The organism is Microbacterium maritypicum MF109 (assembly GCF_000455825.1).
GTDB lineage: Bacteria > Actinomycetota > Actinomycetes > Actinomycetales > Microbacteriaceae > Microbacterium > Microbacterium maritypicum_A.
On the sequence record NZ_ATAO01000169.1, the window covers coordinates 1 to 226 of the forward strand.

General features: G+C 70.4%; 1 protein-coding gene. It reads right to left on the reverse strand.

Features of this window, described 5'->3' with window-relative positions:
• Positions 1-226, reverse strand: a 226-nt coding sequence (locus tag L687_RS30010; RefSeq protein ID WP_040569692.1) for a potassium-transporting ATPase subunit KdpA, incomplete at both ends; no start/stop codon positions are given.

A 226-nucleotide genomic window follows, 5' to 3' on the forward strand; every position in this document is an offset into this window, starting at 1 on the left:
TTCAGCGAGGGGTCCCAGTGCGAGCACGGGGAAGTAGGTGAGCGCGGTGACGATGACGGTCACGGCGAGGAGCAGGCCGACGAACTGCGGCCGGTGCGTGGGCAGGGTGCCGGAGGTCGCCGGTACACGCTGCTGCGCCGCGAACGAGCCGGCCAGAGCGAGCACGAGCACGATCGGCAGGAACCGGCCGAGCAGCATCGCGATGCCGAGCGCGGTGTTGAACCAC